The sequence below is a fragment of the Stutzerimonas sp. LR2 genome (assembly GCF_055755175.1).
Map to the genome: position 1 here is coordinate 1 of NZ_JBVTRR010000052.1, position 913 is coordinate 913.

Here is a 913-nt window from a genome sequence, read left to right on the forward strand (position 1 = left end):
TATGCACCTTTTGTTTTCTACGACGCAGAACTGAAGACAGAGATTTACCCTCAGTCAGGGGATTTTATTCCGGGCAATTTCGAACCCGCCATTAAAGTACCTTGCACGAAAGATGCGTCATGCAGCCATCAGCAAGTGCTAACCGCTTGGAAAGATTCAATTTAAATCAAATTCATAGCGATAGATCCCTTATTTAAAAATAGGGGATTTTTTTTGCTCAGATTTCTTCGTCAGCGGTTAAGGCGGGGTTACTATGATCTCAACACGAAAAACTACTTACCTGCAATCCTACAAACCAAAGGTACTCGACATGAAAAAGATTTTGACCGCATCACTGATCACCCTGGCGATGGCAATGACCGGTTGCGCATCCAAACCTGAACCGATGCCGGTGGATGTCAACCCATCTGAAGCCCTTCAATTCGCACGGGCGATGAACATGCGAGCTATTACTGATGAAGGGGATAACTACTTTATCTATAATGAGCTCGTTTCAGAAGATCAGATCGCACCTTACGCACAACCTATCCGAGCTGGTCAAACCGGTAGTGCAAGAAAAACCAGCGGTGCTCTCGGCGATGCAGCAGCCGGGTTTATTACTCACACTTCATTTATTCCAGCGTTAAGTGTGCTTACTTCTAAGCGACCAGCCTCTTCACCAAGTGGTTTTGCGCGCATTGGCTCGTGGTCAGGTAATAATGATGATGGGAAACTCATTGTTAAACTCTTGGCAGAAAATTTACCTAGTATGGTTGGATGGAACGAAAATAAGTCATGCTCAACCTATGGAAATAGTGTCTCCCAAATGACAAAACATACCGCTCAAGATGGTTCAGTGATTACATTGGATGTTAGTGAACTACCGCGACCGCCTGTTAAGGATGCGACTGGAACTGTAGTCTTGTTTGGACTT

General features: G+C 44.7%; 1 protein-coding gene. It reads left to right on the top strand.

Going from position 1 to position 913, the window contains the following annotated elements; genetic code table 11:
• Window positions 1-310: 310 nt before the first annotated feature.
• Window positions 311-913: hypothetical protein (locus ACVRRC_RS21960; protein ID WP_472997571.1), on the top strand; the 603-nt coding region annotated here is incomplete at its 3' end.